Source organism: Bacillus sp. FSL L8-0199, assembly GCF_038005705.1.
GTDB classification, from domain to species: Bacteria; Bacillota; Bacilli; order Bacillales; family Bacillaceae_G; genus Bacillus_A; species Bacillus_A cereus.
In genome coordinates this window covers 1,515,533-1,542,446 of record NZ_JBBOTS010000001.1, presented here as the reverse complement: position 1 = coordinate 1,542,446, position 26,914 = coordinate 1,515,533, and the positions used below count along the sequence as shown (strand labels likewise).

Genomic DNA, 26,914 nt, shown 5'->3' with positions numbered 1-26,914 from the left:
ACATTTATATATTTAAAATTGAGTTCGACATAATTTTATTTACTATAATACTGTTTACAAAAACAAAAAGAAGGTGTCACCAAGTCAAAGTTCGACTTATGCAACATCCCTCTTTCCAAACTATTTATAGCATATTTATTAATATTTCAGGTCTTCCCCAATTCATTTCTTCACAAACAAATCTAAGTTTTTCTTCATCCATTGTGTGTAACCCTTCTTCTAGTGAACATGAAATTGGAACTTCACAGTGAATTTGGGCTAATTGTAACGAAATATTTAAGTTCTCTAAATCACTTTCAATCTTCGTACGCTGCGCTTTTGTTAATGATCCTACATTTTCTAGTACAGCGGATACTGTTCCGTGCTCTTGAATAAGCTTATACGCTGTTTTTTCACCGATACCTTTTACACCTGGATAATTATCACTTGTATCTCCCATGAAAGCTTTTGCATGGACGATTTGCCACGGCTCTACACCTTTTTCTTCCATGATTTTCTCCGGTGTGTAATATTCGTAATTTCCAATTCCTTTACGCAGAAGCATGACTGTAACGCTCTTATCAACAAGTTGAAGTAAATCCGTATCACCTGTTAAAATATAAACTTCAGCTTCATTGCAATATTGTTTTGCAAGCGTACCGATACAATCATCGGCTTCGTAGCCTTTCATACCGATAACTGGAATGGATAATTTTGCAGTCATTTCTTGCACTAAATCAAATTGAGGAATTAATTCTTCTGGTGGCGCTGCACGATTTGCTTTATAATTCGAGAACGATTCTGTTCTAAATGTCGTACTTCCCATATCCCAGCATGTAACGATATGTGTTGGTTCGATCGCTTGCGTAGCTGTTAATAAGTGTTTCATATAACCATGAATCCCGTTCGTAGGGGTTCCATCTTGTCGTTTCATAAATTGTCCGTAGACACTTGTTGCGTAAAAAGCACGAAATAATAGTGCCATACCATCAACTAATAATACTTTTTTCATAATTCCTCTCCTATTAAAAAAATAATAACCTTACGTTATCACGTAAGGTTATATAAATAGATTACCATTCTACGTTTTTGCTCAACTTTGTCTATTATACATTGTTTTTGTATATTTAGCACCATTAACACATTAAGACGTTCTACTACAACAAGTATGCAAGATGCCTGAATACGTATTTTTTCCAGTAGAAACAACGATAGCTTTTGCATTTCCACTAACGATATGCGAACCTTTAAAACATACATTTTCAAGCTCAAGTGGATTATAATCTTTCATCCGTTTTAATGGAATAAATCGTTTACGTTCAAGGTGATAGCAGCTCTCAAACTTCTCTATATTCGCTTCGTTTCCCGTTAACACAGACTCATTCACTAATAAATCATCTGCATAAATAATACGTACATCAGCTGGCACAGCATCTCCAGCCGAAAGAAAAATCATATCTCCAGGTACAAGTTCTTGCACAGGTATCTCCATCATTTTCAGTTCACTATTTAACCCTGTACTACTAGAACATTCTACTCTAGATACAGTAATCGTTTCACGTTGTAATTCATCACACACACGTTGTTTTGAAAAACCTGGAATCATGCCACCTAGCTTCATCATTACTTCTGCAAGAAGTGCTCTTTTTGAAGTTAGTTCATTTCGGCCATATACTTGAATACGTTTTTGTGCCTCTTTCATTGATAGTCCGTCTCTTGTTGTTTTAAAATATGCAAATACAGATTTTACATCTCTTGTTGCAATTTCAATTAATAAATCTTTATTTTTTTGGAGCATTGTTTGTTCTTTTATTGATTTTTTACTTAGTTTATATGACGTGTTACCCACAGTTTTGTTTGCATATAACATATTATCGTCTCCTCCTTTACAACATAGGAAGAAACGCTTTGTTTCTCAATTTATCCACTTTACTATGAAAGTGTCTCGCGCTTTATAAACGCTACATTGTGATAAATATAGAGGGAGGAACAAATCGTTTCCTGCCTACATCATATATTTTTGATTTGAAGTATATGGGTAACGGAACCGAGTCAGAATTTGACATGCTCCTCACCTCCTCGTTTAATTTTATAGTTTATAATATGAAATTACTCATAGCTTGGTAACAAAAAAGACCCCTACCCTTAAGAGAGTAGCGGCCATTACATACACAAATAAACGATTTCTAATATAATTAGAAATCTACGGACCTCTCCCTCACCGAGTTTTAGCACTGTATAGCATAGGTACATTACCAGCTACGTTAAGAAAAACCTTAATTCGATCATTCCTGTTGACCCATTGGCGTCTCTCGACATTTTTGGGCAGTAGCATTTCTCTATACAGGAGCCTCACCTAACAGAGACTTATTTTCATTACATTGAAAATGTTACTCTTATTTAAAATAGATGTCAACCGTAGCCTACAATTTTTTCAAATGGTATGGCAAACTAACGTATATAAAGTGAAACTTTAATCAGTGGGGGTTTTGTTCATCCGCCACTGATTATTAGCCCTCACCAATCGGGCTGCCCGGCAAATAGCGGTATAAAATAAAAAACTTTACGTTTAAACGTAAAGTTTTTAATAAGTTATACAACCAGCGATTACAATCCCAATTGAAAGCGATAAAAACATAAGAAAAAGACCGACTGCTTGATTATCTTCTTCAAGACTTTTGTTTATATTAAAGCGTGGTGTAAGCCACTCAGCTAAATAAAAGACGATAATTTGAGCCAAAATCCCAACTGCTCCCCACGAAATCATATCAAGAAGTGAAATTGAATTAGCTGCTGTCGAATATAAAACGATAGCTAACCCAAGTAATCGCCCTCCAAGCACATAGCTTACCGCCTTATTCCCTTGAGCCATTAACTTAAATTCCTTAACTTTCGTTGTCACTTCCATCAAGAACAGACCAATACATAAAAGTCCAAGTGTTACTGCTAAATATAATAAAAAATTAATCATTTTTCCCCCTCCTTTTTATACCTACCGGTAAATAGTACGATTCATTTCCTGTAATCTTTTCTCCCGCGCGAATACCGATACTACTCGCTTTTCCAGCAATTAAAAAAGAACCAAACACATACGACAGTTTCTCCATCCCTTTTTCTGTTTCCAAGGATACGACTGGAAGTTCTGTATACTTTTGAAATATTGGCAGTGACTTTTTATATGTTTGATGTGCATTTTGAAGCATAATATTTTCGTCCTTATCACGAATCGTAATTGTATCTCCTTCTCTACCAAATGAAGGTTTTTGAACGAAAGAACCTTTTCCTAAAAATAAATCTGGTTCTAAATATGTAGGTAACATATATTCTTTAATCCACTGTTGTTCCTCATTTGTATAAAAGGCCTCTTCTTCTGCTAACCCCCAAATAAGACACTGAATTGATTTTGGCTGAAGTAAAAATGCTGACAAAGGATTTATTATAAAAAGCTTTCCGGCCTTTACAAGTTGCAACAATTCCACACCTACCAAATCTCCTGTTTCAGGATCTTGATCCTCAATTAAATCTTCTATCGGATATGTTTGGCGATATAAAACGTCAATCTTCGCCCCATCTTTATCGATTAGAGCATCTTTTGTAATTCTAAGTTCTGACATTGGCACTACTTTATTTTCCACATGGCATAACTGACTCAAATACATAGTCGTATTCCAATCCTCAATATGTTCATGATGTGCTGTAAAAACAACATTTGGATTGTCTAATCCCTTTGTCGCTTCCATTACGGCTTTCGTAACACCAGAAGATAGCAATCGTTCTTGATCCGAGTTTGGATCATCATAACCTAGATTTTCACATACTTTCCCATTCATTTGAAAGCATTCCACAATAAAAGTTGGTGTATCACTATTAAACTCAAGCATTTTGATTTGGTTATCCTCTGTTACAGCAAAATCAAATCGCGAAATTACAGATTCAGGATAAAGCCCTTTCATTCTAATGAATGATAAACTCGCGGATGGAAAACCAAGCTCAAGAAGCTGTTCGTCACTTAAATTACGCAGCAGTCTAGCAGTCTTAAAAAATATTTTTCCCATTCGTTCAGTCGCTAATTGTAATTGCTTCATAGTCTGATTTGTTATAGAAAAAACATGAAACAAACTATACTCACATTCATATAAATTCGACCAAAAATTTGGATATTTCAAATAAAACTCTTTTCGATCCCTTATGTATTGCGACATATTTTATCCCCCAAATCCTCCCTTTGAACCGCTTCCAATTCCACCTTTAAATTCAGCAGACGATTGATACGATTTAAACGCCGATGAATTTTTAAAAGTGGATTTATTTTGATAGTATCGCCCACCATAGAAATAATGCCCACGATAACCTGAACTACTATCATCACACTGCCATACCCCAAGTTCATCATCCCAATCCCAATCAGAACAACTATTATCATTCGGTTTTGGGGGAAGATCTTGTGCGCAACCAAATAAAGTGCCAGTCATTAAAGACGTTACGACACCACCTACTAGCCATTTCGTTTTTGTCACCTTCGCACTCCCCTTTTTAATTTCTATTCCTATTATATAGGATGGCATGATAAAGTAGAAGAAAAAGGAAGAAGAGGTATAAAAATGCGCTTAGAATATCGACTTAATGATGAAACGAAAGGGTATCCTGCTTTATGGAACTACGTCAATATTTCTAATTCTGAAATTATCGCACGCATGACTTGTGAATATTTTATTAAAGAGAAAAATACTTATGTTGTTACTGCAACTTCGGTTGATCCAGACGGAACAGTAGTTATTTATATTCAAAAAGAAGTTTTCGCCAATGACCCTTCAGACCCTACATACTCCCACATCGGTTTTGAAATTAGAGAACTAAGTGAAACGAGTTCAAGCTTAGTAGATAGTCAAGATGTATGGAACTACGAAGAAATTTTACCATCTCTTCATTCAGATATTATATATATTCAGCGAGACGGCATGTCTATGGAATTCTCCTTAGATTCAAGAGAGATTGATGAAGACAGAAAGTGCTACATTTATTACGGAAACTTCACAGGTGAATCAAGATAATATTAATATATCTATGCAACAAAAAAACCTTACGTATAAAACGTAAGGTTTTTATATAGCCCCACATATGCCGTTCTCTCTAGATGTCCATAAACCTGCTCTCACAGGTGGATGCTCTCACAAATGTTTGTAACTTCCTTCTTAAAAAGATGGCATGTTAGCTACATTTAAATATTGAGCTTCCATATTAAACTTATTGGTTTAAGACATGCATAAGCTACGTACACCGTAGGAATTTTATATAAGGTTAGTTGAAATAAGACCCCCGCACGTGCCGCTCCTCGTAAATGTCCAAAAACCCGCTACTCGCAGGTGGATGCCCTCACAGTTACCGTACATCTTCCTCCACAAGGAAGGCTTGATGATGGTCGCTAAATATTGAGCTTCCGTATAACTAACATCGGTTTTAGACATAAATAAGTTACGCACACCGCAGGATGTATTATTTACTTGTCGTTATATTATCACATTGTTTCCAATGTGTAAAATACAAAGTTTTTCGAGCAATCTCTTGCTTGTGACCTTATTTTAATACAAATTATTTTTGCATGCAAGTGATTAATCTTCTTCTTTTGCAATTTGATTTTCTGGATAAGAAATCCAATCACTCCAGCTACCTGCATACAATTTAACATTTTGGAATCCAGCCAATTTTAATGCAACGATATTTGGACATGCCGTAACACCAGAACCACAATATACAATGGTTTCCTTATCTTTCGACAGATTTTGGAATCGTTCTTGTTGCCCAGCTTTATTCTTAAATTGTCCTGATTGCAACATTCCATCCTTCCAAAAATGGTTTACCGCTGTTGGAATATGTCCTGCTTTATGATCGACAAGTTCCTCTACACCAGCATAACGTTTCGGCTCTCTTGAATCAATTAATGTAACATCCGCACCTGCACGGATATTCTCTCTGACCGTTTCCATCGTTACAAGCATATGATCTTGTATATTAGCTTTGAATGTTTTTCGTATAGCAACAGGAATTTCCGCTGTTGTCGGTAGTCCATTCTCTTTCCAAGCAGGGAAACCACCATCTAATATATATACTTTCTCATGTCCTACATAGTTACATAACCACCATAAACGAGCAGCATTTGCACCAGCTTGACTGTCATACGCAATTACTGTCGTATGTTCATCAATACCAGCCTTCGAAAGCTTGTCTGCAAACTCCTCAATATTTGGTAAAGGATGGCGGCCACCATGTTCTGCTATAGGACTTGATAAATCTAAATTCAAATCAAAATATAACGCATGAGGAATATGTCCTTCTTCATACTTTTCTCTACCCCAATTAGGATTCGCTAAATCAAAACGACAATCGATTATACGGACATTCTCATCTTCTATATGCTCACGTAACCATTCGACTGTAACTATCATCTTTAACGACCTTCTTTCTCTTTCAAACGACTTACATACTCCATAACCATTTCTTCTGTAACATATTTACGCTGCAAGGTAACACCATTTTTTGCAAGATCATTAATTTGCTTCGTTACAAAATTAATGACATCAACCGAAAATTCTTTCCCATTTGACGCAAGAGATACGGCAGCTTCAATAGCTGCTTCACGCTGTGCATCTAATTGTAAACATGCTTTTACGCTTTCATTTTGTTTACGAGAATGTGCTGTAATTGCTTTATGTACTTCCATCTTCTCTTCCCCCTAAATAGTTATACGTTTTTATTCAATTCCATTGCAAGCCGGATCATATCACGACATACAATCCCATTTTCAATAATCTCTTCTTCATAATGCTTCGAAAAGTAATCAAAATCAATAGAAAAAATACGAAATCCACATTTTTGATATAAAGCAAGTTGTGAAACACTAGAATTGCCTGTACCAACTTCAAGTTTTGACATACCATATCCTTTAGCAGTTTCTACAGCATGCCTTAATAGCTTCTTCCCAATCCCTGTTCCTTGTAAATGTTCTACAACCGCAATATTCATGATTTCCATCGTCTTTGGCCTTGTTTCCAAAAGAACATATACACCGATAACGCTCCCCCCCTGCTTAGCTACGTATGTTAATCCTCTTTGTACATATGTAGCTATTTGCCGTTCACTTGGATCAGCAAGTAACAATAAAGCCTTCGGTATAGCCTCTTTTGGAATACGTTCTATTACAACAGACATAAAAAATTCCCCCTTCTCTATTGTTCTAAACCCTCCTTGTCTACCATAAGTAATAGAAAGGAGGGATTCACCATGGACAACAATGAGAAAAAATGCAACGTCATCTCTATTGATGGAAAGAAGAAGAAAAGCGACACGTATTCCTATCCAAAATTAGTAGTTGAAAACAAAACATATGAATTTTCTTCATTCGTCTTATGCGGTGAAACACCAGATGGCAGACGACTCGTTCTTACTCATATGATTTCTACCGATGAATTTGCTGGATTTGTAAAATCTTTAGATACTGTACTTCAAAAGAAAATTGAACGAATCTTTTTCTCATAACGACTATATAACATAAATTTCTTTTTCAATCTCTACTAACTGCTTTTGCAATTGTTCTTTACTTTGTTCATATAGAGATACATCGATCGTTTCAGCCAATGCAAACAATATACTTTCATAATAGTTCATCACATCTTGCTGCATCACTTTTTGGAATAAATTCCACTTCATATCCCACTCTTGCTTATAATGATGAACAAATAAATGTTTTTCATCAGCTACATAGTTTGATACGAGCGGTTCTAATACAGATTTAGCGTCTTCTTGCATAAAAGCTTTGTCATTCTTTTCAAAAAAGCTTTTCTCATTTTTAAAATGTGCCAATGCTTTTTTGAAATCTTTTATTTCAACTGAAGGGAAGGGTTCTTTATGTGTAATATCTTTATATTCATACTCCACTGTTCCATTCATAGAAATTGATTCATTTTCTACTTTACAGTTCACTACAATTTCGTCTTTTGCACGCTTCATCGCTTCGTCTATCCATTTTTCAAGGCGTAATGATGTCGCACGCATTTCTTGCAATAAATCATGCTGAATAAATGCTACTAATTCCATAACACACTGCTGCAATTGTGTTTTCACATTTCCATCGGTTCGAAGTGACGCCGGATTAATAAATTCAGTAAACACATCGTTATAGCGTAGGAATAGACGCTGTTGCACGTAATAAAGCAACTCTTTCACTTCATTTTGCATCGCCTGTTCTTCAGCAAGTACACTATATGAAGAAATGATATGAAGTAGTTGATCACGCTCTGCTTCATATTTTTTCGTTTGCTTCTCTTTCTCTTCATTCCCCTGCTTTGCACCCTTTATCATGTTTACTAAAAGCTGATCTGCCCCTTGCAACGCACCATATAGAGCATGCACAGAAACAAGCATTAAATCTCTCATCATAAAGGACGTAAATGATTCCTCAAACTTAGTAATCCCAGAGTTTTGTAAAATACCATACTTCTCTTTTTCAACATTCTTTCCTTGTTTCTCTTCAAGCGCACATAAACTTGAAATTGCAAATAAACGCGGATTTCTAATACCGTATTGCAGTAGCTGATCTGCGATATAATCTTTTACCATTTCAAGTTCTTCTTCAGACTCTGCTAAATCCGCAGCATTAATTAAGAAGAACATTTTATCAAGGGAAAAAGTATCCTTTACACGACCAAGCTGAATTAAAAATTCACGGTCAGCACGAGAGAATACATGGTTATAATATGTTACAAATAAAATAGCATCTGCGTTTTTAATATACTGGAATGCAACATCCGTATGGCGAGCATTGATAGAATCCGCTCCAGGTGTGTCTACAAGCGCTACTCCCTGCCTTGTTAAAGCACAATCATAATAAAGTTCCATATACTCAACGAAGCATGATTTCTCTTCATTCGCTACATAATCAGAGAACTCTTCTAATGTAAGTTGTACTTGTTCTCCTAAATAAGTAGAAACTGCATCATACCCTTTTTGTACCGCTCGTAAAAAGCTAAATGTTGTTTTTTGCTTCCCAGTTGGTGAAGGATATTTCATAACTTTATCAATTTGTGCTAACGCTTCATCTAACGTAGCAATCTCATAATGAAACAGCTTATAAACAGCTTTCATATCTTCTAATAACGCTTGCTTTGATTTAAACTGAACAATTACTGTTCCATGTGGTTTTTCCTCTGTAACCGGCAAAATTTGATTAATCGTTGCCGTCGTCGGGTTTGGTGATACAGGAAGTACTTTCTCACCGAGTAAGGCATTGGCAAATGATGATTTTCCAGCACTAAATGCCCCGAATAACGCTACTGTAAATTGTTTTGTTTCTACACGTCTTCTTTTCTCTATTACCTCTTGCTGTACATGTTTCAGCGCTGGCAATGGCTCTAAGATCGTTTCAGCTTTTTTCACTTTCTCTAATATCCGCTGAATATTTAAAGCCGCCGTTCCTTTCAGCTCTTCTTCATGAATCGCTACGTTATCGTTTACGATTTCCTTCTCTTGTAGTGTAAATTTCTCACTAACAATTTGCTTTTCCCTTTGCAATATCTCATCTATTTGCAAACCTTCAGGCGTAGCAACATGATCGTGCCAAACATTTCGTAAATAGTCTTCATATGTCGCCAAATTGTTATTGTATTGTAATTGTGTTTCTTTCGCCGTTTGCAACATCGTATATGTTTCAATCTCTTCTTCAATACGAGCAACTGCTTCCCTCACCTTTTGCTTTAAAACGACCGCACTTTTATCAAAAATTTGCTGTGCTTTTATAAAATAACGCTTCTTTAGTTCATTCGCTACATCCGCTGTATAAAGAAGTAAGTAATCACCTGTGAAACCTGCGCCTTGTTTAATTACCTCAGCCAACATTTCTGGTCCGAAAGCAATTTCTAACCCATATATGTCTTTCCCAATTTCCTCCGTGAACAATCCTTCTTCTTTTAAGAAGGCTACAATAAATTCCTTCACATGAAAATCAAGCTGCGTTTCAACAGTCTTTTGAAGGGCAGAATAAAACGCCTCTACACGCCTTTGTTTTTCTTGCTCCGTCTTTCCTTTCGCAAATAGCAAACCGACTTTAAACTTTGTTAATTTCGTTTCTAAGTACGCATTTGCCAATTCTCTCATTTCAAATGGCATTAAATACGCGTTATCTAATATAGCTTGTAGGCCTTTTATAAATTCATTTCTCACATGAGACTCTTTACTTGCCTCACGATTTTTCGCTTCCGTTAACTCTTCCTTCTTTTCAACTACCTCTGAAATAGAAAGTGGTGATGCTAACTCTTCCTCATATTTCAAAAGAGCTTTTTCATTTTCAGAAACAATAAACGAGAAATGTTCCCCCATTAAATATTCTGTTTCTCGCTCCATTCCAGTCCTTACATACTGCTCTTTTTCTTTCATAATAGAAGTAATTAACGTTTCTAAGCTTCCAATTTCATTATGTGGATGGTTCATCATTCGTAATGACGTATAATATACTCCATCTACTTCAATATCCCAGTTAGAGAACGATTGCTTTACACTATCTTTATAATTCTCAAACGACAATTCATTTTCTTTATGTTTATCTATTTGATTGACAACGAGATAAACCGTTTTATTACGTTGTTTCAATTCTTTAACAAATTGCAAATTCACTTCCGATTGGACGTGATTATAATCCATCATATAAAAAATTACGTCTGCTAGATGTAGCGTTGATTCTGTCGCTAATTGATGGGCATCATCTGTTGAGTCAATCCCTGGTGTATCTACTAACATAACACCTTCAGGAATTGGCGCATCATTCCGATAAATGTGAACACCAATTACCTCATCACCATCTTTACAAATTTGTTTTAATTCTTCAGCTGAATATGCACCGTCATACTCGTACTGTTCTCCAGATTTAACCGTTACAACAACACGATCCATTCCTTTTTCAATTTTGACAACGTTAGCGCTTGTCGGAATTGGACTTGTTGGTAACAACTGCGCTTTATATAGATGATTCATCATCGTTGATTTCCCTGCAGAGAAGTGACCACAGAACGCTATCATAAGCTGTTCTTGTTTATATTTTTGAATCACCTCAAACAACTTTAAACTATTCTCTGCATCGCCGTGTTTTTGCCACTCTTCATAAAAACAAACAAGTTTTTTCATACCGTTTGTCTGTACTATGTTTGTCATCCCCTTGTTCCCCTTTATCCAAGATGTATATACTTTCCCCCGCTATTTGCGAGCTCATAACCAGTGAGAGTTACACCTACCCATTGATTACAGTTTCACTTTACTATCATACTAAATTTTCAGCATATTCTCATTAAAAATAAAAAATCCCTTTCATTCTTTTTACAAATGAAAGGGATTTTATGTCATATCACTCATTTTGCTGTTCCTACTCCATTTAAAACATACTTCGCAATAACTGCATATACAGCGACTGTACCTGCTACTAATGCATATACCATACTTACACACCAACCTTTTTGATAATGATTATCAATTTTAAATATATTTTATCATTAAAGAGAATCATTATCAACACTTTTCATAAAGAAAGCTCCTTATAAGAAGGAGCTTTACTGCCTGTTTTGAAAAAGGTTAAAACTTGTTGTGCCCTCTTATTATATCGCATCTTACATAACTTAATAGTTAAAAAAAATGGAAATCCACCCTATACCCTCCATCTTACATTTTGTATAATAAAAGGGAATTACTTAACAGGGAGGAAAATAATGACACAAAATATTTCACAAGGCGAGAGGATACACTCCATCGATATTATTAGAGGAATAGCTGTACTAGGTATTTTTCTTGTGAACTGGCCTGTTATCGCTGGGATTGACTCACGTGATATTTCAGGAGTTTATGAAGGGCTAGATAGCTATATCCGTCTATTTTACGATATGTTTATTCAAACAAAGTTTTATACTATCTTTTCGTTTTTATTTGGCCTAGGCTTTTACATTTTTATGAGTCGTGCTGAAGCAAAAACAGATCATCCGAAAATTTTATTTGTTCGCCGCTTACTTATTTTATTATTATTCGGTTTCTTACATTACGTTCTTTTATGGGACGGAGACATTTTACATACTTATGCGATTGCTGGATTTTTCTTATTTTTATTTTATAAGAGAGAACCTCGTACTATTTTAATATGGGCTATCGTTTTATTGAGTATTTTTCAATTCATTATGCTAATGGCTGGTATTACAGTTGCATTGGTACCAAAGGAAGAGCTAGGTTTTTCCTTACCTATCATGCCATTAGAAGATTGGCTGTCACAAATACAAAATCGTTTCCATGCATTTTACGCTGATGGAATTGGATTAAATTTACTTATGCTTCCAGAAACAGTTGGGCTATTTTTGCTTGGTTTATACGCCGGCAAAAAGGATATTTTCCGCCGCACGAAAGAGTTAGATCTAAAACTTAAAAAATGGCAAATTATTATGTTCCTTTTAACATTACCAATGTGGTTCTTCATGGTCCGTTACTTCTTATCAAAACCATTTTATGAACCAATTTATATGCAGGTCTTTACAATGTTTAGCGGAAAAACGTTATTCATATTCTACATTTTCACGCTAATGCGTTTATTACAAAAAGAAAAATGGCAAACGTTATTACGTCCATTCCAATACGTTGGACGAATGGCATTAACAAATTACATCTCGCATACAATTGTTACATTACTTGTATTTGGTCTATTCCTTAAAAATTATTATCCTGCTCCATTATGGGTTGGACCAATATTCTGCATTAGTTTCTACACGTTACAAATCTTTATTAGCCGCTGGTGGCTTTCACATTATCAATACGGGCCACTTGAGTACATTTGGCGTCTTGGTACGTACGGAAAAATGATGCCACTTAAAAAGAAAAGCAAGGTCTCATAATGAGACCTTGCTTTTTTACGCTTCTCTTACCGCACTTTGCATAGACACCGGCTCTTCTTTTATTTTCACTTTACGCTGCGGCACCATATTAAATACGATATTTAAAAGTACTGCTGACGCACTTCCAAGTACAATTCCGTTATCTGTTAAAATACGAATATTTTCAGGAAGTTGTGAGAATAAAGTAGGAACGACTGTAACTCCAAGTCCGATTCCGACAGAACATGCAACGATTAATAAATTTTCTTGTTTACCAAAATCAACGCTACTTAACATTTTAATACCATATGCCATTACCATACCGAACATTGCTAACATCGCACCGCCCAGTACTGATTTCGGAATGATCGTTGTAATAGCTGCGATTTTTGGAATGAATCCAAGAACGATTAACATACCACCACAAGTATAAATAATAACGCGATTTCTTACTCCAGTTAATTGAACAAGCCCTACGTTTTGAGAATATGTTGTATATGGGAACGCGTTGAAAATACCACCTAACACCATCGCTAATCCTTCTGCTCGATAGCCTTTTGTTAATTCTTTTTCACCAATCTTTTTATTGCAAATATCAGATAATGCAAAGTATACACCTGTTGCTTCTACAATCCCTACGCAAGCAACTAAAATCATCGTAATAATTGGCGTCAATTCAAATGTTGGTGTACCGAAGTAAAATGGCTGAATACCATGGAACCAATCTGCTTCTCCAACTGCTTGCAAGCTTACTTTCCCCATAAATGCTGCAACGATTGTACCGAACAATAAACCTAGCAAAATAGAGATTGAACGAATAAATCCGTCGAAGAAACGATACATAATGATGATAAATAGTAACACACCAAATGCTAACGCTAAGTTTTCAAGACTTCCGAAATCTTTGCTTCCTACTCCGCCAGCCATATCATTAATAGCAGCTGGAACAAGTGTAACTCCAATTACTGTAACGACAGATCCTGTTACAACAGGGGGAAACAGTTTTACAAGCTTTCCAAATAATTTTGCAAAAATAACAACGAATAACCCGGCAGCAATAATTGCTCCATAAATAGAAGACACGCCGTATTGTTTCCCGATTGCAATCATCGGTCCAACCGCTGTAAATGTACAACCAAGCACAACTGGAAGCCCAATACCGAAAAAGCGATTTGATAATGCTTGTAAAATTGTCGCAACGCCGCACATTAATAAATCAATTGAGACTAAATATGTTAACTCTTTTTGATTCAAACCAAGTCCACCGCCCACAATAAGCGGAACGATAATTGCTCCAGCATACATTGCAAGCATATGCTGCATACCAAGCGATGCAATTTTAAATGGATGCTGCTTCATCGTTTATTTCACCTCCGCAGTTTCTTGCTGTACAAATGTAACTGTGCCGTTATCAAGTGATGCAATTTCTGCTAGTGATTCAACACGAACGCCTTGTTCACGAAGCTTCTTTCCTCCATCTTGAAATGCTTTTTCAATAACAATTCCAATTCCTGCAATACTCGCTCCAGCTTGCTCTACTAAACTCATTAAACCTAAAGCAGCCTGACCGTTTGCTAAAAAATCATCGATGATTAATACACGATCATTTTCATCGATATGATTTCGAGATAATGAAATTTCATTTGTTTCTTGTTTTGTAAATGAATATACGTTTGCAACGTACATATTATCTTGTAACGTTAACGATTTACGTTTTCGTGCAAAAATTACTTTTACACCAAGCTCTAATGCAGCCATAACCGCTGGTGCAATGCCTGAAGATTCAATCGTCACGATTTTTGTAATGTTCTCTTCTTTAAAACGTTTAGCAAATTCTTTTCCGATTTCTTGCATAAGTACTGGATCAATTTGATGATTTAAAAAAGCATCTACCTTTAATACGTCACCAGATAAAACCTTTCCTTCGTTCAAAATCTTTTCTTGTAATACTTTCATGTTTGTTCCCCCTCTTATGCAATAAAAAAACTCCAAAAGCCGCCACCACTCGTTACAAGTGAGAGACGCGCTTTTGGAGTTTCGCAAAAAAAGAATGCTAAACAAGCAATTATATTCGTCCTCACTCATAGTCAAAGTATTTACGGTACTTCGGTAGAAACTTGCAGGCCATATCCCCGCGATTATATGAGTGTAGCTAACTATTTATTTTATAGAAGGATTATAACGTACTTTTTATGCTTTGAAAAGCATTTATCAAAAAAACACGTACAAATTTTTAAAAACCACTATTTTTGTTCGAGTTTTGCAAACTCTTTCATTCCCAATTACAACTTCGTTAAAATGATTGGCCCATCTTTTGTAATCGCAATTGTATGCTCATATTGAGCTGATAATTTCCCGTCCATCGTTCGTACAGTCCACCCATTTAAATCTACTTTAGAATATCGCATACCTATATTTACAATCGGTTCAATTGTAATTACCATTCCTTCTTGTAACTGAGGTCCTTGTCCTTGTTTCCCAAAATGAAAAATTGCTGGTTCTTCATGAATCTCTTTACCAATCCCATGTCCCGTAAAGTCTCTTGCGACAGAAAAACCTTCATTTGTTACATAACTTTCAATTGCATAGCCAATGTCTCCTACATGATTACCAATTACCGCCTGATCAATCCCTTTATACAAAGCATTCTCAGCTACTAACAACAACTTTTCTGCTTCATCAGAAACTTTTCCAACTCTATACGTCCAAGCAGAATCTGAAAGACCCCCATTTAAGTTTACTACCGTGTCAATTGTTACAATATTACCCTCAGTTAAAGGAACATCGGCTGGAAACGCATGACACATTTCATCGTTTACAGATGCACATATCGCATATGGATACCCGTTGTAACCTTTCTGTTCAGATGTGGCACCATGCTTTTTTAAATACATTTCAACAAACGTATCAATCTCTTGTGTCGTTATACCTGGCTTTATCATTTTCGCAATTTCTTTATGACATGAAGCAAGTAATTTTCCAGATTCATGCATCAAATCTATTTCATTTTTCGTTTTAATTGTAATCATACTACCTCTACCTTTCCTTGCTAAACCTACTATTTGCTACTAAACTTCTATCATACACACCCTCTACCGAAATTTCAAAACTCTCAATTACAACAAGTAAACAATATGTATCATATATTTCTAAATCAAAATAAAAAAACAGAAGATCCTCTGTTTTTTAATCACGTTTACATATATAGTTCATTTTCAAGAACTCAAAACAACCACCATTTGTTTTCTGTATAAACGTTCCAACCGCTTCAAACCCCACCCTTTTATACACTTTTATCGCTCTCTCATTAAATGTCGCTACTGATAGTGTTATATATTTGCATCCGTATTTTTCTTTGCTAAAAGCTAGTCCAGCATTCACGAACTGTAAACCAAATCCATTTCCAGTTATATCAGGCCTCATTCCAAGTCCAATCTCAACCGTTCTATCCTTCATTTTACAAACAGTAAAAAAACCAATGAGAATGCCATTTTCCTTCACAGAAAATGTATGATTCCCTCTACTCTCATCATGTAAAAACTCATCTAAATCTTCTTCATCTGCCTCTATATCGTAAAAGGAATATTCCCCTTTATAATGCCAGTTATATGCAATCTCTTCCGCCTCTTCTTGCGTCATTACTGTATATGTATAAACCATCTTCTATCCCCCTATAAAAAAAGCTGCAAGTAAGCAGCTCTTTTTTATAACTCATAAATTCCTTTATACTTCACTTCTAAATAATCCGCTAAGTAATTTGCATTTAACCCTTCGCCTGTTACATCTTCTAAAATTTCAAGTGGCTTTTTCGTTTTACCATACTGGTGAATATGTTCTGTTAACCATTCACGAATTGGTGTTACGTTTCCTTCTTCTAACAATGCATCAAAGTTCGGAATGTCTTTTAACATTCTTTGCTTAAATTGTGCTGCATACATGTAACCAAGCGCATAAGATGGGAAGTATCCAAATGAGCCACCAGCCCAGTGAACATCTTGCAATACACCTTGCGCATCATTTTCCGGACGAATTCCTAAATATGCTTCCATCTTATCATTCCAAGCTGCTGGTAAGTCCTTCACTTGTAATGTACCATCAAATAATTCTTTCTCTAATTCATAACGCACCATAACATGAAGCGGGTATGTAAGCTCATCTGCTTCTATACGAATGAATGACGGCTTCGATTCGTTAATTGCATCATAAAATTCATCGACTGACATATCATCAAATTGACCATTGCTATACTCTTTTAATAAATCATAATTTTTCTTCCAGAATGATTTATTACGGCCGATAAAGTTCTCAAAGAATAACGATTGTGACTCATGAATACCCATAGATGTTCCACTACATAACGGTGTACCTTCAAATTTCTCTGCAATATTTTGTTCATATACAGCATGACCACATTCATGAATTGTTCCAAACACAGCCATGCGGAAATCCTTTTCGTCATAGCGTGTCGTAATACGAACATCCCCTCTATTTAAAGTAATCTCGAATGGATGTACTGTTTCATCAAGACGGCCTGCCTCAAAGTCATAATTCAATTGCTTTAATAGTTCTAATGTAAAGTTCTTTTGTTTTTCTTTTGAAAATTTTTCCGATAAAGCACTTGTTTTTAATCCTTTTTTAGACTCAGAGATTTCTTTTACAAGCGGTACGATGCGCTCACGAAGTTGACCAAATACGTGATCTAAAACTTCTACTGTAATACCTGGCTCATACATGTCTAATAATGTATTGTATTTATATGTTTCGTAACCCCAATATGTAATAAATTTCTTTTTAAATTCAACAATTTTTTCTAAGTACGGGCGGAACATTTCGAAATCAGATTTTTCACGAGCTTCTTCCCACACACTCTCTGCTTTCGCTTCTAATTTCACATACGCTTCGTATTCCGCTTGTGGAATTTTCTTATTTCTATCATATTCTTTACGACACTCTTCAACCATTTTCTTCGTCGTTTCAGAAAGTTTATCTTCACGTATTAAAGCTTCAAGCTCTGTTAAATAGTTCCCCATCTCATCTGAAGTCGACATGGCAAATACTTCTGATGAAAGCATGCCAATTACTTCTGAACGCTGGTCTACACCTTTTTTAGGCGCCCCTGTTCTCAAGTCCCAAAACATTAAGCTTAATGCTTCTCCGTAATTTTGTATCTTCTTCACGTATGTTAAAAATTGCTTTTCTACTTCATATGTAGCTACTGTCATTGTATAAAAACCTCCTTTTTCTACCTCAAACTTAATTCGACATGAAAATCTAATTTCCTTTTATAATAGAAAAAAAGCTTGGCAAGCGCCAAGCTTTCTCCTTATAATTCTTTACCTTCTACTGGTAGTACGTTTTTCACCGCTTCTATCACTTTCTCATCTTCTGTATCAGATAAGAAGATTGATATAGCACCTTTATCGTCGCTCGTACGAATTAAACGGCCAATCCCTTGACGAAGACGTAAAATCATATACGGTACATCTACATCCCAGAATGGATCATTTACATGTTTACGCTTCGCCTCAAACACAGGATCGTTTGGAGGGAATGGTAATGACCAAATGATAACATGTGATAATGATGAACCAGGAATGTCTAAACCTTCCCATAAATGAACGGCACAAAGTACAGTCTCTTCTTCATTTTGGAAACGAGAAACGAGCTGACTAATTTCTTGATCCCCTTCATATAAGAACGGAACTGACATTTGTTCTTTACTTACATATTCTTTAAACGCTGCAAGTTCTTGTGTTGTACGGAATAATACAAGTGTACGTCCATTTGTTTTCTGTATATTTTCAAGTGTATATTGGCACTTTCTTTCCCATTCATTTTCTTTCGTATGCGATAGTAAGTTTACTGCCATTTGCTCCTCATAATCAAACGGTGAGGCAACTGAGAATGATAAGTAATCTTTTACCCCTAGGCTATTTGCTGTAAATGCGAATGAATCGTTATTAGATAATGTAGCAGACGAGAAAATATACGGAATTTTCTTCGAGAATACTTTCTCTTGTAATACTTCTTCTACTGCACGTGGCATAATCACTAACGTGAAGGCTCCATCACCTTCTTCACCCCATGTAATTACATTTTTCTCATGCATGAACAGACGAAGTGAATGCTCTAATACATCTAAATGTTCATCAACGATATTTAAGTCATACGTGTTTACTGTATGCATTTCACTTTCAAATACTAATGCATCACCGACTTCACCAATTTTCGCATAAAGTCGTTTCGCTTCAGCTGTTACTTTTTCTGTCACAGTAATTTCTAAACGATCAGAACCGGCAATTTCTTTTTTGTTTTCTTGTAACACATCAAAGAATCGCTCTGTTTGCCAAATTGTTTCTTCTACTAAATGTGCAAACTCTTCACGAATATCGTTTTGTAATAATCTCGTTAAAAGTTGCTCCATCATCGTTTGCTTTAAACGATATGTTAAAGCTTTTTGAGCTGCATATTCTACAAGATGTCCTTCATCGAATACAACACAACTACTTTCTGGTAATAATGGAATTTGTCCTTCACGCTTTCGAGCATCGTACGTCCAAATATGATCCATATAAAAATCTTGAGAACAAATAATTAAATCTGCTGCTTTACGATAATGTTCACGTGAAAGAGTTTGACCGCAACGATGACGAGAATCACAAGTGAAGCAATCTTGGAAGTAATCCCAATTTACTTTTGACCATTCTTCGTCATTTAATAGTGGAAATTCTTTTCGGTCACCATAGTGAGTAAAGTTTTGCATCGTACCATGATCAAATACGAATTGTGGTAATTCATAATATACGTCTTCAATTACTTCTGGAGCTCGTCCACTCATAACATCTTCAAGCTTACGTAAACATAAATAATTATCCATTGATTTCGCAAGTCGTACATCTACAAATAAGCCTAACGCTTCAGATAATTTCGCAATGTCTCCTTCTTCTTTCACAAGCTGCTCAATTAACGTTTCATCTGCACAAGCAATAATAGCTGGTTTTCCAGTATAACGCGCATAGCAAATTGCATATAGAAGATATACAATAGTTTTCCCTGTTCCTACACCCGCTTCTGCGAACATAACTTTCTTTTCTTGGAAAGCACGCTCTAATTGAAACGCCATAAAAATTTGTTCATCACGCTCTTCAAAACCTTTTTCCGGAAGGATGTCGTAAAACACATCTCCAATCCACTCATTCAACTTATCATAAAAATTGTCTTGTTTTCCTACTTCAAATGGTAATCTCTTCTCAGTAAACATCCTTAGCCTCCAACCAAAAAGTTTTTCTATAAAAAGATATAGTAACCGCTACTCATATGTGTGCAGCTACTTTCCCCTGTTGCCATACATATAAATACACGAAAAAAAATTTTCCTTTCGAAAAAGGAAAATTTTCTTCTATATTAATGACTTTAAATACCTTTTATCAATCGCTGTTTCATGTGAAAGAGCTGACAAATATTCTTCTTGTGCTTTTTGTATTTCATCTACAATCGCATCTTGACTATCCACTTCTTTTCCGAGCTCATCATACGTACGGTGAATAGCTTTTTGAATCATTGATAATTGGAAATTATCCATATCACTTCCTCCTTTACGCATTACATAATAGCCAGTATATGCGCGCTGGAGGAGTTTTATACTATGAATTACGCGGTGGACGTTTTCCGAAGTATTGGTAGTAATCTGTACGGATAAATCCGTTAAACAGTTTACGCTTCTTCGACGCATCTTTTCCGTAACACTTCTCAAATGCTTCATAGCTTGTTAATACATACGCTGACCATGTATCTAATGGGCGGAATACTTGTCCCATTTCTTTATACAGTTGTTCAACGAGTGCTTTTTCACTTAAACGTTCTCCGTATGGAGGATTCGTTACAACGTAGCCATAATCCTCTTTTGTTGTGAAATCTTTTACTTGCATTTGTTTAAATGTAAGTAAATCACCTAAGCCTACTTCTTCTGCGTTATCTTGAGCAACTCGAATCATACGATGATCAATATCCGATCCAATGATTTGTAATCGTTGATCATAGTTCGCTAAATCTTCAGCTTCTTGACGAGCTTCACGCCAGTTTTGTTTACCTACCCAGCCCCACTCGTCAGATGCGAAACCACGGTTAAATCCTGGTGCAATGTTTTGTCCAATTAATGCTGCTTCAATCGGAATTGTACCTGATCCACAGAATGGATCAACAAATGGACGATCTGGCTTCCAGTTTGTTAATTTAATTAAAGAGGCAGCTAATGTTTCTTTTAACGGAGCTTCCCCTTGATCCATACGGTATCCACGTTTATGAAGTCCAACACCGCTCGCATCAATTGTTAATGTTGCAATATCCTTGAGCATTGCAATCTCGATACGGAATAACGGACCATCTTCTTCAAACCAAGTTGTACGTTTATATGTTGTTTTTAATTTTTCAACGACAGCTTTTTTAACGATACGTTGGCAATCCGAAACACTGAATAATTCAGATTTTAAAGATTTACCGATAACAGGGAATTCGCCATTCTCTGGAATATAATCTCCCCAGTTTAATGCTTTCGTTTTTTCAAATAGCTCATCAAATGTTGTTGCTTTAAATTCGCCAACTTTAATTTTTACACGGTCCGCAGTACGTAACCATAAATTCGTGCGACAAATCGCCTTTTCATCTGCTTCAAATGTTACTTTGCTGTTTTCTACTTGACATTCATAACCAAGATCGCGAACTTCTCGGGCAACTAACGCTTCAATACCCATTGCCGCTGTTGCAATTAAAGTAACTTTTCCCATTTGCATTCACCTCTTATGTATATTCAAACAATAATTAATAGCAATTGGTCCTATTAATCATTACATTTTACGAAAAATTTTCTCATTAACCATTTTAACTCATACTTTATAACTTCATACAAATAAAAAGCCCTCCTCTAACAAAGGAGAGCTGAGTTATTTCATAGTTGGTTCATAACGTTCTGTAAGCCATGTTCTGTTCCTTTGTACTACAAACGGCCCACGCCTCGTACTCCGGTGGCAATCATCTATCTACAGGTTATAAAACCTGTCCTTTCCCGTCGTTCATTTCCTTGGAAAAGATTCCCCTACCATTATTTGGGTTTCTCGCTCGTGGGGTTTACCTCGTTCCACTCCTATCATTTCTTCAAGGACTTCGTCACTGTGGCACTTTAAAGGTAGTCAAACCATATCCGAAAGGACTTAGGTTTTTTCCCTGCCGTTAAACCAGCCTTACAGCCAGAATACCCTAGCTTATGAATTGGCTAGGCACGAACACTACAGCCATCTCAGGCCGTGCGAGCATGGACTTTCCTCTACAACGTTGGCGTTGCAGCGATTACCCAAACGTTATGACATCCATTAGTATAGTGGAAACAAAAAGATTTTGCAACGTTTTTTTCTATGTAAAATGCTTAAACCTTTTCCCACCTTACATCATTCGTATAACTTACTTCCAAATACAGCTTTTTCTAAGTTAGATAAGCGTTTTAAAATATCCGTATTCGTGTTGTTATAAACTGGTTGTGCAACTGGTGTTTGTACAGGTTGTTGTGGAACTTGCGTTACTGCTAGTTTTTGTTCCTCTAATTCACGCTTTAAACGAGCATTTTGTTGCTTTAATTGCTCAAACTCTTTGTGGAAAGCTTCATAGTCTTTAATGATCATATCAAGAAACTTGTCTACTTCTTCTTGCTGATAACCTCTCATACCTGTTTTAAATTCTTTTTCTAAAATATCTTTCGCTGTTAATTTAATTTTATCCGAAATCATTTTCTTCACCTCAAATTTTTACCAAAACTTTCATTAACTAAATTTTTTCAGAAACAATGCTTTTTGTCAATCATATATACGAGTACTATATTACATATTTACTCTGCATTATTCCACTGTTCCTCTTCTATTATATCTTGTAAATCAGAAAAAAGAATGAAATAACTGTGATAATTTTCTATTTCTCCTTTTTTCTTTGCTGCTTCTACAATATATTTGGGACTTCCTGGTTTTTCTTCATCGTATACCGCTAAAAGCGCATCACTTTTTTCAATAAAAAATTGATTTTTTAATTTAAATTGCTCTGGACTTTCATACTTCCGTTTCGTGATACTATCAACATGGTCTGCTTGAGAAAGGATAAATTCGTAATATTCACGATTATCTTCTTTCCAATTTTCTTCTTGTTCTAAAAACGGAGTGAATACCGCTAATTTTAAATCTGGATATTCTACTTGAATTTCAAAAACAACTTCAGCAGCCCATAATTCTACACCTAATTGGCCGCTTATTATAACCCACTCTAAACCATCTTCTACAAAATTGGTTAATTTACGGTGTAACGCTTTCTTTATACACTCCACCCCTGGATGATCATTTTTAAATATTCCAAGTTCAAATGGCTTATATCCTGTTACTGCAATAACTTTCATATCAACACTCCAATTACAAAAAAAGAACTAGCATTTCGCTAGTTCTAACATATCATTTACTTTTTAAACATTCCACCAACGTTTGGTCCGATATTTGGACCGAATGGTGATACGTTTGGTCCAATATTCGGTCCGAATGGTGATACGTTTGGTCCAAACGGAGATACATTTGGTCCTGGACCAAATGGTGATACGTGATGTCCATGATGTCCATGATGTCCATGACCACACGGTCCACATCCGCCACCGAATCCTGGGTCGATTGGGTCCACAACATTTACATTTGAATTTGTTTGTGGGAAGAAGTTTTGGTTTTTAATTTGTTGATGATGTACATGTGTTGTATGTGTTGGGAAAATGTGTGGCACCACCGTTGTTGAAAAAGAGTGTGTTACGCATTGTTTCGTCGGATGAATGACAGGAGCAGTCGTACAAATAGGTCCTGTAGGCTTATGCCCTCCAAAGCAAGGATGACAATGATGCATAGTTTTTTCTCTCCTCTCTCGTTAAAAAAATCTGATTACACTTTACAGTATGAGAAAAGAGAGAAAGCCGTTTGTTATATATACCCATTTATTACAAGGAAATTTGTCTAGTCCTTTATTTCATTTACATTGTTTTTATAGACAATCCTTCAACATCACTTACCAAAAAAGCCTCCAACTTGCTTTACAATACCTGTCACTTGATTCATCGCATTCATCATTTGTCCAGCTGTATTCATCATTTTATTTACATCATAGTTACCATCTGATGTTTTAAATTGAGAAACAAAACTAGAAAACTGGCTTGGCTGTTGTTGCTTTTGCTTACCCTGCGTCGGGTACGGTTGTTTTGGTGGATAAAACATCGCTTGTTGATTAGCATACGGCGATGGTGGTGGCATATAATATTGCGAATTCATATAAGGCTGCTGCTGTGGTTGATTCATGTATGATTGCTGAGCTTGTGATTGTTGAGCTTGATTCACATAAGGTTGCTGCTGTTGTGGTTGTTGAGCTTGATTCATAAAGGACACTTCAAACGGTTGATAATAATTTTGATTTCCATAATAAGGCTCGAAAGGATACATATTATACCGTAAATATGTATCCTTATTATATTGGTACATATTTTGCTGTGCATATGGATTCGTTTGCTGATATACGTTAGGTTGTTGAAACATGCATTCTCTCCTCCTTCACATAAGTTTCTACATATATAATATGTACCTATAAAATAATATGTGTGATGGAATATATGTCTATTTTTGTCGGAAGTTTAAATTTTTAAAAAATTAAAAAAGAAAACCCTTCCATGCTATGATAATTAAGAAGAAGATTCTCATGGGGGAGGAATCAACATGGTATTAGGGGATTTAAAACAAGCGTTTTCTCAAAAAAAGGGGTATTGCACAGAGAATGCAAATGAATTATTAGACTTTGCGAGACATTGGTATCTCGAAGGAAAAATATGCATATCAGATTATCGAACATTAATAAAAGAATTAGAAATAAACGGCGCAACAAAACCTACAACAATGACAGAAGCATAAAAATAACAAGAGGGCTCTCCCTCTTGTTATTTACATTGCTCAACTATATTTTGCAAAGTATACGAAATGGCTTGGTGTGTTTCAAAGAATCGTTTACCTTTACCTTTATTTACAAAGCATTGCAACACATTCGTTTGTAAATTATCGTATACTTGATCAATTTGCTGTACATGTATATACTTTGGCTTTTCTTCTTTAATCCACGTATAAGCTAATTCTTTCCACTTCTTTAATTCCTCATCTACCATATCTACAAACGGTTTCATATCCTTATAAAAGTCGTATTCAGTTAGTTCTCTTTTTTTTACATTCGCTTCATTATTATACTGCATGAGTTTTTCTGAAGACTGTATTAATGCTTCATTCTTCATTTCTTTCCCACCTTATTATGCACTCACTACGACGTTTTGAAATGTCTTTACCCAATTCCCTTTCTCTTCGTGATGCACTAATTTATTTTCCATATGTTCAATATGCATTTCTGTTATTTCTATTTTATTGCATATTTTTTCACTCGCATCCTTTAATGCATGATTCATTCTAATCCCTATATTCATTTCCAGCAAATCGAGAGAACTTAACATTTGATCCATTTTTTTCATTACATCTTCCTTCTGAACCATCGCCATATACAAAACGCCTCCTTCTTTGCTTTTCCTTTGTCATGTAATTTCGCCGAATGATTCACCACTCCTGCCCACATGACAAAACTAGTTGTTATTCGTCAAAGAAATCATTTCGTATGTCATTTATAGAAATGGTAACAATACAAAAAGGAGGTGTATTACAATGGCAAAGAACAAAAATGAAAAAAAGAAAAACCAAAACAAACAACAAAATAAACCCGAGACTGGCAATCCAAAGCTAGATGGTCCAAACTTCCCTGCTACATAAAGCGAGACTTTATTACGAACATTTAAATTTCAAATCATCCTTAATCTCCTACTAGCATTACGTTTTGAAATTAAAGTTGTAGCACGCATAGCAGGATTTTTTCAAATTAAGAAGTCCCGTCTTCAAAATGGAAGACGGGACTTCTTTTTTATTATATCATGAACTCATCGATCCTTTTAGCAAAACGGTTTACGATAGATAGCCTATAGATTTGTTCTCTCTTTCTTCTATACCATTCTGTTATATTAACTTCCCCTTTAGGTTCTTCAAGTACAAATAGCACATTCATTTTCATATTTGCACAAAACCAATCTCTCATTTTTATTTCTTCATGTAAAATAACAGGATAAATATCTCTAAGTGTTGGCGTATAAGACTTTCGAGTTTCCTTTGCGTAAACTTCATAATCTTCTCTAGACCCAGTATGTGTAGTTTGCAGTGCAAACTTATAAAACGAACCATTATAAATTGGATGAAACAATAACCATGCTAATTTTTTTCCTAGTTCTATACGCTTTTGTAACGTTTCAAATTGATAAACCGAAAACCCATACATTCTCCCTTCAATTGTTGGGAAGATAACTGCACTAATATGAAGTCTTTCTTGTACTTTAAAAAGTGCAGTATGGAATACATGTTTTTTAAAATATGTGTTCTCAATGACTGGTTTTTGAATTTTATTTTGTTCATTTATAATAAGCGCTGTCATAAGTCTATTCATATCTCTTCTTTCCCAGAAAAGTAACCATTCTTTTTCCATAAAAATTGATACATTGAAGTATTGCAACAAATGAAAGAGAGGTGCATGTCTCTTCTTACTTTCCTCATACAATAATAGCTGAGGAAATGCATCTAAAAAAATAATCCAATTAGCCTGTTCGTACAGAAGAAATAAATGTTTTTTTACCGTTCTAGGTAAAACAGTATCATAATATCTCCCTTCTAAATCAGTCATATTCCAGCCCGCATTTCTCGAAACCATACTCGCTAAAAAGGCCCACCTGATTTCACTATTTCTTAAATAATATTCTTGATAAGATTGTGTCCGAGAAATATTGTCCACATTAGCTATTTCTGTTTTCTTTTTAATATTGTGAATGATTGCTTTTTCTTCCTCTGTACAAAAATTTTTTTCTCGATTTTGTTTAATTTTCATATAATCATTCCATGTAAACATAAATAAGTCATCAT

At 35.5% G+C, this 26,914-nt stretch carries 29 protein-coding genes, 3 other RNA genes and 2 riboswitches; of the genes, 5 read left to right on the top strand and 27 right to left on the bottom strand.

Annotation, left to right across the window (positions count from 1 at the left end):
- Positions 1–124 precede the first annotated feature (124 nt).
- The 5 genes from NST86_RS08110 to NST86_RS08090 all read right to left on the bottom strand — a co-directional run bounded on the left by NST86_RS08110 (position 125) and on the right by NST86_RS08090 (position 4,496).
- A complete protein-coding gene (locus tag NST86_RS08110; RefSeq protein ID WP_000757076.1) occupies positions 125–991 on the bottom strand; it encodes a 5'-3' exonuclease in 867 nt (288 codons plus the stop codon).
- A 132-nt stretch (positions 992–1,123) separates the two neighbouring features.
- Entirely contained in the window at positions 1,124–1,849 is a 726-nt protein-coding gene (locus NST86_RS08105; RefSeq protein ID WP_000964949.1) for a P-type ATPase, read from the bottom strand.
- 335 nt (positions 1,850–2,184) lie between these two features.
- A riboswitch (M-box (ykoK) riboswitch) is annotated at positions 2,185–2,350 on the bottom strand.
- Between the two features lie 213 nt (positions 2,351–2,563).
- Positions 2,564–2,950, bottom strand: coding sequence for a DUF350 domain-containing protein (locus NST86_RS08100; protein ID WP_000606857.1), 387 nt, complete (start codon positions 2,948–2,950; stop codon positions 2,564–2,566).
- Positions 2,943–4,181 carry a glutathionylspermidine synthase family protein gene (locus tag NST86_RS08095; protein ID WP_000084949.1) on the bottom strand — a complete coding sequence of 413 codons (1,239 nt, stop codon included), beginning with the start codon at positions 4,179–4,181 and terminating at the stop codon, positions 2,943–2,945. Before NST86_RS08095 ends, NST86_RS08100 begins: the two co-directional genes overlap by 8 nt.
- 3 nt (positions 4,182–4,184) lie before the next feature.
- Complete coding sequence (locus tag NST86_RS08090) at positions 4,185–4,496, bottom strand: hypothetical protein (protein ID WP_000169030.1); 312 nt, start codon at positions 4,494–4,496, stop codon at positions 4,185–4,187.
- An 84-nt stretch (positions 4,497–4,580) separates the two neighbouring features.
- Between NST86_RS08090 and NST86_RS08085 the strand changes: the two genes are divergently transcribed.
- Complete coding sequence (locus NST86_RS08085) at positions 4,581–5,030, top strand: hypothetical protein (protein ID WP_001235533.1); 450 nt, start codon at positions 4,581–4,583, stop codon at positions 5,028–5,030.
- 54 nt (positions 5,031–5,084) lie between these two features.
- Here the strand turns inward: NST86_RS08085 and ssrS (NST86_RS08080) are convergent.
- The 5 genes from ssrS (NST86_RS08080) to NST86_RS08060 all read right to left on the bottom strand — a co-directional run bounded on the left by ssrS (NST86_RS08080) (position 5,085) and on the right by NST86_RS08060 (position 7,185).
- Positions 5,085–5,268, bottom strand: a non-coding RNA gene (gene ssrS / locus NST86_RS08080) — 6S RNA.
- A 21-nt stretch (positions 5,269–5,289) separates the two neighbouring features.
- Positions 5,290–5,472, bottom strand: a non-coding RNA gene (gene ssrS / locus NST86_RS08075) — 6S RNA.
- Between the two features lie 116 nt (positions 5,473–5,588).
- Complete coding sequence (locus tag NST86_RS08070) at positions 5,589–6,422, bottom strand: sulfurtransferase (RefSeq protein WP_000637562.1); 834 nt, start codon at positions 6,420–6,422, stop codon at positions 5,589–5,591.
- A 2-nt stretch (positions 6,423–6,424) separates the two neighbouring features.
- A complete protein-coding gene (locus tag NST86_RS08065; RefSeq protein ID WP_000451810.1) occupies positions 6,425–6,697 on the bottom strand; it encodes a YpbS family protein in 273 nt (90 codons plus the stop codon).
- A gap of 20 nt (positions 6,698–6,717) precedes the next feature.
- Positions 6,718–7,185: a GNAT family N-acetyltransferase gene (locus NST86_RS08060; RefSeq protein ID WP_000117687.1), complete on the bottom strand. Its 468-nt coding sequence runs from the start codon at positions 7,183–7,185 to the stop codon at positions 6,718–6,720.
- Positions 7,186–7,257: 72 nt separating this feature from the next.
- On the opposite strand from NST86_RS08060, the gene NST86_RS08055 reads away from it, so the two are divergent.
- Positions 7,258–7,512 carry a DUF3931 domain-containing protein gene (locus NST86_RS08055; RefSeq protein ID WP_000369740.1) on the top strand — a complete coding sequence of 85 codons (255 nt, stop codon included), beginning with the start codon at positions 7,258–7,260 and terminating at the stop codon, positions 7,510–7,512.
- A gap of 3 nt (positions 7,513–7,515) precedes the next feature.
- Here NST86_RS08055 and NST86_RS08050 read toward each other — a convergent pair whose 3' ends face one another.
- Positions 7,516–11,175 carry a dynamin family protein gene (locus NST86_RS08050; protein ID WP_227593139.1) on the bottom strand — a complete coding sequence of 1,220 codons (3,660 nt, stop codon included), beginning with the start codon at positions 11,173–11,175 and terminating at the stop codon, positions 7,516–7,518.
- A gap of 548 nt (positions 11,176–11,723) precedes the next feature.
- On the opposite strand from NST86_RS08050, the gene NST86_RS08045 reads away from it, so the two are divergent.
- Complete coding sequence (locus tag NST86_RS08045; protein ID WP_000193088.1) at positions 11,724–12,887, top strand: DUF418 domain-containing protein; 1,164 nt, start codon at positions 11,724–11,726, stop codon at positions 12,885–12,887.
- A gap of 15 nt (positions 12,888–12,902) precedes the next feature.
- Here the strand turns inward: NST86_RS08045 and pbuX are convergent, their stop codons facing one another.
- The 13 genes from pbuX to NST86_RS07980 all read right to left on the bottom strand — a co-directional run bounded on the left by pbuX (position 12,903) and on the right by NST86_RS07980 (position 24,460).
- Positions 12,903–14,225 (bottom strand): xanthine permease PbuX, encoded by a 1,323-nt coding sequence (gene pbuX, locus NST86_RS08040; protein ID WP_000809219.1) that lies wholly within the window; start codon positions 14,223–14,225, stop codon positions 12,903–12,905.
- A gap of 3 nt (positions 14,226–14,228) precedes the next feature.
- Complete coding sequence (locus tag NST86_RS08035; protein WP_000866483.1) at positions 14,229–14,822, bottom strand: xanthine phosphoribosyltransferase; 594 nt, start codon at positions 14,820–14,822, stop codon at positions 14,229–14,231.
- Positions 14,823–14,930: 108 nt separating this feature from the next.
- A riboswitch (purine riboswitch) is annotated at positions 14,931–15,032 on the bottom strand.
- A gap of 116 nt (positions 15,033–15,148) precedes the next feature.
- Positions 15,149–15,895 carry a type I methionyl aminopeptidase gene (locus NST86_RS08030; RefSeq protein WP_000628415.1) on the bottom strand — a complete coding sequence of 249 codons (747 nt, stop codon included), beginning with the start codon at positions 15,893–15,895 and terminating at the stop codon, positions 15,149–15,151.
- Positions 15,896–16,052: 157 nt separating this feature from the next.
- Positions 16,053–16,526, bottom strand: a complete 474-nt coding sequence (locus tag NST86_RS08025) for a GNAT family N-acetyltransferase (RefSeq protein ID WP_227593140.1) — start codon at positions 16,524–16,526, stop codon at positions 16,053–16,055.
- Positions 16,527–16,570: 44 nt separating this feature from the next.
- Positions 16,571–18,088: a carboxypeptidase gene (gene ypwA / locus NST86_RS08020; protein ID WP_000215070.1), complete on the bottom strand. Its 1,518-nt coding sequence runs from the start codon at positions 18,086–18,088 to the stop codon at positions 16,571–16,573.
- Between the two features lie 101 nt (positions 18,089–18,189).
- A complete protein-coding gene (locus tag NST86_RS08015; protein WP_227593141.1) occupies positions 18,190–20,127 on the bottom strand; it encodes an ATP-dependent DNA helicase in 1,938 nt (645 codons plus the stop codon).
- Between the two features lie 138 nt (positions 20,128–20,265).
- Positions 20,266–20,448 carry a DUF3921 family protein gene (locus tag NST86_RS08010; protein WP_000368569.1) on the bottom strand — a complete coding sequence of 61 codons (183 nt, stop codon included), beginning with the start codon at positions 20,446–20,448 and terminating at the stop codon, positions 20,266–20,268.
- A gap of 61 nt (positions 20,449–20,509) precedes the next feature.
- Positions 20,510–21,649, bottom strand: coding sequence for a THUMP domain-containing class I SAM-dependent RNA methyltransferase (locus tag NST86_RS08005; RefSeq protein WP_098280577.1), 1,140 nt, complete (start codon positions 21,647–21,649; stop codon positions 20,510–20,512).
- 180 nt (positions 21,650–21,829) lie between these two features.
- An RNA gene (gene rnpB / locus NST86_RS08000) (RNase P RNA component class B) lies at positions 21,830–22,220 on the bottom strand.
- An 86-nt stretch (positions 22,221–22,306) separates the two neighbouring features.
- Entirely contained in the window at positions 22,307–22,642 is a 336-nt protein-coding gene (gpsB, locus tag NST86_RS07995) for a cell division regulator GpsB (protein WP_000622431.1), read from the bottom strand.
- A gap of 98 nt (positions 22,643–22,740) precedes the next feature.
- A complete protein-coding gene (locus NST86_RS07990) occupies positions 22,741–23,295 on the bottom strand; it encodes a DUF1273 domain-containing protein (protein WP_000862912.1) in 555 nt (184 codons plus the stop codon).
- Positions 23,296–23,351: 56 nt separating this feature from the next.
- A complete protein-coding gene (locus tag NST86_RS07985) occupies positions 23,352–23,780 on the bottom strand; it encodes a CotD family spore coat protein (RefSeq protein WP_000546268.1) in 429 nt (142 codons plus the stop codon).
- A 155-nt stretch (positions 23,781–23,935) separates the two neighbouring features.
- Positions 23,936–24,460, bottom strand: a complete 525-nt coding sequence (locus tag NST86_RS07980) for a YppG family protein (protein ID WP_201145143.1) — start codon at positions 24,458–24,460, stop codon at positions 23,936–23,938.
- A 177-nt stretch (positions 24,461–24,637) separates the two neighbouring features.
- Between NST86_RS07980 and NST86_RS07975 the strand changes: the two genes are divergently transcribed.
- On the top strand, positions 24,638–24,829 hold the full coding sequence (locus NST86_RS07975) for a YppF family protein (RefSeq protein ID WP_000242652.1): 192 nt from the start codon (positions 24,638–24,640) through the stop codon (positions 24,827–24,829).
- A 26-nt stretch (positions 24,830–24,855) separates the two neighbouring features.
- On the opposite strand, the gene NST86_RS07970 is transcribed toward NST86_RS07975, so the two are convergent.
- Together NST86_RS07970 and NST86_RS07965 are read right to left on the bottom strand one after the other, a co-directional pair.
- Positions 24,856–25,200, bottom strand: coding sequence for a YppE family protein (locus tag NST86_RS07970; RefSeq protein ID WP_000786940.1), 345 nt, complete (start codon positions 25,198–25,200; stop codon positions 24,856–24,858).
- 15 nt (positions 25,201–25,215) lie between these two features.
- Positions 25,216–25,458 carry a hypothetical protein gene (locus tag NST86_RS07965; RefSeq protein ID WP_001252036.1) on the bottom strand — a complete coding sequence of 81 codons (243 nt, stop codon included), beginning with the start codon at positions 25,456–25,458 and terminating at the stop codon, positions 25,216–25,218.
- Between the two features lie 85 nt (positions 25,459–25,543).
- On the opposite strand from NST86_RS07965, the gene NST86_RS07960 reads away from it, so the two are divergent.
- Entirely contained in the window at positions 25,544–25,723 is a 180-nt protein-coding gene (locus tag NST86_RS07960; protein ID WP_001987054.1) for a hypothetical protein, read from the top strand.
- A gap of 151 nt (positions 25,724–25,874) precedes the next feature.
- Here NST86_RS07960 and NST86_RS07955 read toward each other — a convergent pair whose 3' ends face one another.
- Positions 25,875–26,900: a DUF2515 domain-containing protein gene (locus tag NST86_RS07955; RefSeq protein WP_033693828.1), complete on the bottom strand. Its 1,026-nt coding sequence runs from the start codon at positions 26,898–26,900 to the stop codon at positions 25,875–25,877.
- Between the last annotated feature and the right edge of the window lie 14 nt (positions 26,901–26,914).

Bases quoted from the DNA above. Each gene is read 5' to 3' on its own strand.
- NST86_RS08110 (WP_000757076.1), bottom strand. From the start codon at position 991: ATGAAAAAAGTATTATTAGTTGATGGTATGGCACTATTATTTCGTGCT.
- NST86_RS08105 (WP_000964949.1), bottom strand. From the start codon at position 1,849: ATGTTATATGCAAACAAAACTGTGGGTAACACGTCATATAAACTAAGT.
- NST86_RS08100 (WP_000606857.1), bottom strand. From the start codon at position 2,950: ATGATTAATTTTTTATTATATTTAGCAGTAACACTTGGACTTTTATGT.
- NST86_RS08095 (WP_000084949.1), bottom strand. From the start codon at position 4,181: ATGTCGCAATACATAAGGGATCGAAAAGAGTTTTATTTGAAATATCCA.
- NST86_RS08085 (WP_001235533.1), top strand. From the start codon at position 4,581: ATGCGCTTAGAATATCGACTTAATGATGAAACGAAAGGGTATCCTGCT.
- NST86_RS08070 (WP_000637562.1), bottom strand. From the start codon at position 6,422: ATGATAGTTACAGTCGAATGGTTACGTGAGCATATAGAAGATGAGAAT.
- NST86_RS08065 (WP_000451810.1), bottom strand. From the start codon at position 6,697: ATGGAAGTACATAAAGCAATTACAGCACATTCTCGTAAACAAAATGAA.
- NST86_RS08060 (WP_000117687.1), bottom strand. From the start codon at position 7,185: ATGTCTGTTGTAATAGAACGTATTCCAAAAGAGGCTATACCGAAGGCT.
- NST86_RS08055 (WP_000369740.1), top strand. From the start codon at position 7,258: ATGGACAACAATGAGAAAAAATGCAACGTCATCTCTATTGATGGAAAG.
- NST86_RS08050 (WP_227593139.1), bottom strand. From the start codon at position 11,175: ATGACAAACATAGTACAGACAAACGGTATGAAAAAACTTGTTTGTTTT.
- NST86_RS08045 (WP_000193088.1), top strand. From the start codon at position 11,724: ATGACACAAAATATTTCACAAGGCGAGAGGATACACTCCATCGATATT.
- pbuX (WP_000809219.1), bottom strand. From the start codon at position 14,225: ATGAAGCAGCATCCATTTAAAATTGCATCGCTTGGTATGCAGCATATG.
- NST86_RS08035 (WP_000866483.1), bottom strand. From the start codon at position 14,822: ATGAAAGTATTACAAGAAAAGATTTTGAACGAAGGAAAGGTTTTATCT.
- NST86_RS08030 (WP_000628415.1), bottom strand. From the start codon at position 15,895: ATGATTACAATTAAAACGAAAAATGAAATAGATTTGATGCATGAATCT.
- NST86_RS08025 (WP_227593140.1), bottom strand. From the start codon at position 16,526: ATGGTTTATACATATACAGTAATGACGCAAGAAGAGGCGGAAGAGATT.
- ypwA (WP_000215070.1), bottom strand. From the start codon at position 18,088: ATGACAGTAGCTACATATGAAGTAGAAAAGCAATTTTTAACATACGTG.
- NST86_RS08015 (WP_227593141.1), bottom strand. From the start codon at position 20,127: ATGTTTACTGAGAAGAGATTACCATTTGAAGTAGGAAAACAAGACAAT.
- NST86_RS08010 (WP_000368569.1), bottom strand. From the start codon at position 20,448: ATGGATAATTTCCAATTATCAATGATTCAAAAAGCTATTCACCGTACG.
- NST86_RS08005 (WP_098280577.1), bottom strand. From the start codon at position 21,649: ATGGGAAAAGTTACTTTAATTGCAACAGCGGCAATGGGTATTGAAGCG.
- gpsB (WP_000622431.1), bottom strand. From the start codon at position 22,642: ATGATTTCGGATAAAATTAAATTAACAGCGAAAGATATTTTAGAAAAA.
- NST86_RS07990 (WP_000862912.1), bottom strand. From the start codon at position 23,295: ATGAAAGTTATTGCAGTAACAGGATATAAGCCATTTGAACTTGGAATA.
- NST86_RS07985 (WP_000546268.1), bottom strand. From the start codon at position 23,780: ATGCATCATTGTCATCCTTGCTTTGGAGGGCATAAGCCTACAGGACCT.
- NST86_RS07980 (WP_201145143.1), bottom strand. From the start codon at position 24,460: ATGTTTCAACAACCTAACGTATATCAGCAAACGAATCCATATGCACAG.
- NST86_RS07975 (WP_000242652.1), top strand. From the start codon at position 24,638: ATGGTATTAGGGGATTTAAAACAAGCGTTTTCTCAAAAAAAGGGGTAT.
- NST86_RS07970 (WP_000786940.1), bottom strand. From the start codon at position 25,200: ATGAAGAATGAAGCATTAATACAGTCTTCAGAAAAACTCATGCAGTAT.
- NST86_RS07965 (WP_001252036.1), bottom strand. From the start codon at position 25,458: ATGGCGATGGTTCAGAAGGAAGATGTAATGAAAAAAATGGATCAAATG.
- NST86_RS07955 (WP_033693828.1), bottom strand. From the start codon at position 26,900: ATGTTTACATGGAATGATTATATGAAAATTAAACAAAATCGAGAAAAA.